We start from the raw sequence: 5,325 nt of genomic DNA, 5'->3' as shown, positions 1-5,325 counted from the left end.
CGTCTTCGCCTCTATAGCTATGACGTGGATCAAGCACCGGCACGTAGCGCGAGAAGGTGTCGACCACCGTCAGCACGCGCAGTTTCTTACCCGTTGCGAGTTGGTCGTGAACGAAGTCCATCGCCCACGTTCCGATCACCGCCGCTTCAAGTTCACAGCCGACAATGTTGCCATGCTGCTTAACCGTGACGTTCACAACCGTTTTCAATCCTCGAGCCGACAGGGCCTACACGGATCACGACCTTGGCGCCCGCCATAATCGAGCGTAAGGGCCATCAGTTCTCACTAGGTCAGCGTGCTTTCCCTCCTCAATGACCCGCCCCTTGTCCAGGACCACAATATTGTCCGCCCCACGAACGGTGCTCAACCGATGAGTGATGACTATGATGGTCTTCCCAGCGCGAGACAGATCCTCAACAACCCGCAGCACAAATTCTTCGGCTGCCGAGTCCAGAGAGGAGGTCGCTTCGTCAAGGATTAGAACGTCGGGATCCCGGTACAGGGCCCGAGCCAATGCGAGGCGCTGCTTCTCACCTCCGGAGAGGCGAACCCCGTTCTCGCCCAGATGGGCCTGGAACCGCCCGGGCCAGCGCTCGATGCACTCCCGCAGTCCTATTCGATCACAGATGCGTACGATCTTATCGAACTCCGGTTCGAACTCGCCCAGGGCGATGTTCTCGATCACGGAACCGGAGAAGACGTCTATCGATTGCGGTACTGCAGCCATGACCTTGTGCAGTGATGCGCTCGAGAAATCCTGGAGGGCATATTGGCCGATCCGAATGCATCCATCCTCAAGCTGGTAGACATTCTGCAGCAGAGCCGCAAGGGTGCTTTTGCCCGAGCCGCTCTCACCCACGACGGCCGTCAACTCTCCTTGGCGAAAGGAGACGCTTAGATCGCTGAAAACCTCCGCCTGCGCGCCATAGCGGAATGTGACGTTCTCCAGGCGAATATCTCCGAGATCGGTCTTCGTAGCATCGATGCCGCTGCTGCTTGCCGACTCCAGTTCAAAGATCTCGAAAAGTCTATCCGCCGCGATAAACGCGTCTTGAACGATCCGGTTGGTCTGGATCAGGCGGGCGACCGGCCGGGTGATATAGCCAAGCAACGTATAGCAGGACAGCAATTCGCCGGGCGTGACGGCCTGTTCGAGCGCAAGCGTGGTTCCAAACCACATCAGCACGATGGTGAACAGGACCGACAGCAACGTCGAGGCGTTGTCGCCGCAGATTGAGATCAGCCCGGAGCTGTAGACGGAATGCAGCATCTTTACGAAGCGGGTCTCCATTTTGAAGTTTGCGAAGCTCTCGACGCCGGAAGTCTTAATGGTGGAGACAGCTCCGAGTGATTCTACCAGTTGCGCCTCGAGTTTGGCGTCATTTTCCATGATGACTCGTTGGAGATTTCGATTCATCCGATTGATGGCCCAATATACCAGGATGTACATTGGAATGGCGAGCGCCACGATCAAAGCAATATTCCAGGAATAGATGAACATAATTCCGAACGAGAACAGTATCATTAAAATGTCAACAAACATGTTTATCGAAACGTCGTTCAGGAAGCTCCTGATTTTCACAGCGTCGTTCATGCGCGACACGATTTCTCCCATGCGCATGCTATCGAAGAACTTCTGGGGCAGGGCCAGGATGTGATTGTAATAGCCGAGGATCAAGCATACGTCGATCTTCTGCCCCGTCTGCAGGACGAGTCGGCCTCTTAGGAGGTTGATCAGGATCTGTATCGCTAGGATCAGCAGCATTGCGATGCTCATCAAGTTGAGCAGGTTGCGGTTTCCCGCTGGGATCACGTGATCAACGATCTTCTGAACGTAGATCGCCGTCGAGAGACTGAGGACGGTCGTCACAAGAGCGCCGACGAGAGCCTGCGCCATCACCGTGCGGTGTGGCGCGAGTAGGCGGGCGAATCGGGCGAGGGGCGACGTGGTCTCGTCTCGACGATTGAATGTGTCTGCCGGAACCAGCAAAACCAGAACGCCGGTCCATTGCTCCATGAATTCCTGATGCGGCACTTTGCAGATTTCGCCCAAGGCCGGGTCCATGACGATGACCCACTTGGCGTCGATCGCATGGACCACTACGAAATGGTGCAGGTCCTCCTTGACGACGTGCGCGATAGCGGGCTTGGGGATCTTGTACAGGCTGTCGAAGCCACCTTTGACGCCTTTCGCGATGAAGCCCAGCTTCTGCGCCGCTTCCGTGAGCCCCAGCACACTCGTACCGGAGCGGTCGGTCGACGCATACTGGCGGATGCGCGCCAATGGCAACTTGTAGCCATAGAAGGCTGCGACAGATGCGAGGCTGGCGGCGCCGCAATCCGTGATGTCACGCTGTTTGAACTTAATGGCCTTACTCGACATGGAGGCTCGCTGGCTGTTGGGACAATATTAGCGCCCCGCCAGCATCGGGTTGAGCCAATCGTCTGCCTCGTCGTAGAGCAGTTGCAGGAGAGTGCGATTGGCCAACAGAAAGCGAGCCCGCACGGTCATGCCTTTCTTCAGGTGGCCGATGGCCCCGCTTTTCAGCGCGAGTTCGCTGCGAGAGAGCGCGCACTGGACCTTGAAGACCGGGTTCCCGTCATGCAGAGTGAAGTCCTGCGCCACCTCGACCACCCTTGCTTTGATGACACCCCATTGGTTGTAGTTAAAGGCATCCACTTGGAGCCGCACCGGCTGACCAGGCTGCACAAAGCCAATGTCGTTGGGGGAGACGTAGATTTCCGCCACCAGATCGTCGTTCGGCGAGATCCAACCAACGGTTTGCCCGCTCTGCACGTAGCTTCCGTGCGCGAGGCCGGAGAACTGCTCGAGAGCACCCGATACTGGGGCGCGGATGCGGTGCAGGTCCCGTTCGTGCTCGAGCTGATGCAAGGTGGCCGTGAGTTCCTTTAAGCGCAGGTTAGCATCAAGGAGCTTCTGGTTCCAATCAGCGGTTTTGCGTCGCACGAGGATCTCGCCTTGGACCTCGATATTTTGGAGAGCGAAAGCCTTCTCGTCAACGGTCTTCGCCGGCGCCGCAGCAGCCGAGACAAGTCGCTTTGCGCGGTCGAGTTCCGCCGCGGCGTTACTGCGCGCATTTTGGTTCTCGCGCAGCAAGTTGAGAAAATGCACCCTTTCAGCCGTCGCGGATTCGGTTTGGAGGGGGGGCGAGACGCTGAGCCTTGCGCCGGAAGAAATCAGCGTTTGGAAGTCATGGGCAAGATCGCTCTTGGCATGAATGTCGGCTAAAACCCCGCTGAGCTTTTCCTCGATTACATGATCGTCAAAGGCGATTATTTCCTTCCCCTTAGCAACGACATCGTTCTCAAAGGCAAGGACACGGGAGATGCGTCCGGAGACGGGCGCTATCAGGGGCGTCTTCTCCACGATCGGGCGAATAGTACCGACACTCTGCATGGAGACCGGTATGGTAACGAGTGGCAGTGAGCCAAATGCCGCGGCGACGAAGAGCAAGATCGCCCTATAAATGCTCAAGGATCGTCCTGATCGTCGCGCCAGTATGCTTTCTGCGGTGCAGCTGGCCGTTTCAGCAGAAAGGGGAACTGCTAGTCTGTAGTCACTAGGAGCCATCGAGAGCCAGCTCGCTTATCAACCAAACAAGTGTCCGTAACGTCGCAAAAACAAGTAAACCCAAAAATACCAACCTCCGGAGGTTTCAGCTGCTTCTTGAGGGGTTAATTCGGTTACACGATAGGCTGCCATGTTGTTCATCATTGGTGTCTCCGTTCAGAGCTGGATTGAGAAGATGCCAAGGCCCCCGTTGGGAGCTCCTAGCGGCGCGCAACAAAAAGGTTCAAGATTCGTGCCAATGCAGAAGGAGCGAAAAGCATCAGAAAACTGTTCTGTATGTTATTCAATGGCTGCCCTAGAGCGCCGAGACGTGCCAAACCGCACATCACGCTGTCGCAAGCACGACAAACCGAGTAGGGTTCTGAATGAACGTCCTGAACAGGATCGACAGCTCCAAAGTTCGGTGGCGACGGTACAGTTGAGACTCGGCGCTCAGTAAGCGCGCCCCCATCCGCGTAGCCCCCATCGAGTTTGCCGTCGATTTTTGTTGCTGCTGATTCACTCTGAAACCTGGTGAATTGTTAGTGGCCCTCCGCACGATAGTGGGCGCGGATGCGCCGCTTGGTGCCGCGGGCCTTGTCCCTATTGGCAGATGCTATGGCCGGATGTGTCAAGTAAAAGATCCACCGGATGCGAAAAGAAACACGAGACCTATTGGGCAATGCTTGGGCGGGTCCCGACGCTATGGCGATCTCAGACCTGCACTTGTTCCGGCCCAGGCTGTGGCCGACAGCGATCGTCTCGCGGGGCCGTTGCGACAGGAGGATAGCTGGCAAATCTCAAGCTCACCTCGACATCCGGTTACGCGAGCTTGGCCGCGCCAGCTCGGGCTGTTACGATTCCGGGCGGCTCGATTGCGAAGGCGACGTCCAGACGTGGATGCTGCGACTGGCTTCTGCGAAGCATTCAGTCATCTGCGTACAGGAGCGCCCTGCGATGAACGTCATCCTCGCAGAAGAGACTAGCTTTGGCCTGCGCATGATGGCCGATGCCACAGACACCCACACCTTGTGGGTGTTAATCCGTGTTCGACAGTGGCATGTCGAGAGCGAAGCCTACGACCGGGCGCTAGCCAGGGTGGTCGAGGCGCAGGCGGGGTTACCGATCCATGGGCACTCCGGCTTCGAGCGACGGCCTATTATTTGCCGCCACAGCGCAAGGCGACGCCCTGGTAAACGTGAAATACGGCAGGATGCTAGGCCTTCAGGCCTACAGCCAGGTCTCGGATCGATACGGGTCGATCCGTCTGTCGTCCTCGTCGATCAGACGCTTGAGCCATTCCAGCGCCGCGATGGCGGACCCGATGTGCTGCATTATTCCGGAATTCGAGCAGGCTCAGCAGCCTCGGCAACATGCGTGGATAATGAAATGCCGTAGGAGGAACGTGGCACCGCCTGGGCTCGCTGCTTAGGAACCGCCAGTCTTGTATTTGCGGACCAGAGCCGAAAGTATCGCCTGTTCGGCAATTTCGGCACCGCTCCGTCGAGGGCCTTGATCGCGGACCCGGCGATGCGAGCCAAAAGGCGCTCCTCGCTGGCCCCTTTTCAATTTCTTGGCGATCGAGGCGACGACCCTACGTTCCCATTCGCCACCATCTTGTGCACTTTGATCTGAACCCTTCAAACTGGACCAATTTTGGTTAGAGTTTTCCGGTGCATTTTCCTGGCTGGGAAAGGGACCAGAAGACGATGAAAGCGTCGCAGTTTTCGGACGCTCAGAAGGCGTTCATTCTG

4 protein-coding genes and 1 pseudogene are annotated in these 5,325 nt (G+C 57.2%); 1 reads left to right on the top strand and 4 read right to left on the bottom strand.

Features of this window, described 5'->3' with window-relative positions:
- The 4 genes and pseudogenes from EFR00_RS32595 to EFR00_RS33990 form a co-directional block, all read right to left on the bottom strand.
- Positions 1-127 (bottom strand): annotated as a pseudogene (locus EFR00_RS32595) (IS3 family transposase); the annotation flags it as partial.
- 108 nt (positions 128-235) lie between these two features.
- Positions 236-2,383, bottom strand: a complete 2,148-nt coding sequence (locus tag EFR00_RS32590; RefSeq protein ID WP_064836776.1) for a peptidase domain-containing ABC transporter — start codon at positions 2,381-2,383, stop codon at positions 236-238.
- A gap of 27 nt (positions 2,384-2,410) precedes the next feature.
- A complete protein-coding gene (locus EFR00_RS32585; RefSeq protein ID WP_008533948.1) occupies positions 2,411-3,496 on the bottom strand; it encodes an HlyD family secretion protein in 1,086 nt (361 codons plus the stop codon).
- Positions 3,497-3,610: 114 nt separating this feature from the next.
- Positions 3,611-3,736 (bottom strand): hypothetical protein, encoded by a 126-nt coding sequence (locus tag EFR00_RS33990; protein ID WP_004676277.1) that lies wholly within the window; start codon positions 3,734-3,736, stop codon positions 3,611-3,613.
- A 792-nt stretch (positions 3,737-4,528) separates the two neighbouring features.
- On the opposite strand from EFR00_RS33990, the gene EFR00_RS34375 reads away from it, so the two are divergent.
- Positions 4,529-4,969: a Tn3 family transposase gene (locus EFR00_RS34375; RefSeq protein ID WP_004676276.1), complete on the top strand. Its 441-nt coding sequence runs from the start codon at positions 4,529-4,531 to the stop codon at positions 4,967-4,969.
- The last annotated feature ends 356 nt before the right edge of the window (positions 4,970-5,325 follow it).

The organism is Rhizobium sophoriradicis (genome assembly GCF_003939025.1).
Taxonomy (GTDB): domain Bacteria; phylum Pseudomonadota; class Alphaproteobacteria; order Rhizobiales; family Rhizobiaceae; genus Rhizobium; species Rhizobium sophoriradicis.
Note: the sequence above shows the minus strand (reverse complement) of the source record. Positions and strands in the feature narration are given on the sequence as shown.

Coding starts and splice junctions, on each gene's coding strand:
- EFR00_RS32590 (WP_064836776.1), bottom strand. CDS start 2,383: ATGTCGAGTAAGGCCATTAAGTTCAAACAGCGTGACATCACGGATTGC.
- EFR00_RS33990 (WP_004676277.1), bottom strand. CDS start 3,736: ATGATGAACAACATGGCAGCCTATCGTGTAACCGAATTAACCCCTCAA.
- EFR00_RS34375 (WP_004676276.1), top strand. CDS start 4,529: ATGAACGTCATCCTCGCAGAAGAGACTAGCTTTGGCCTGCGCATGATG.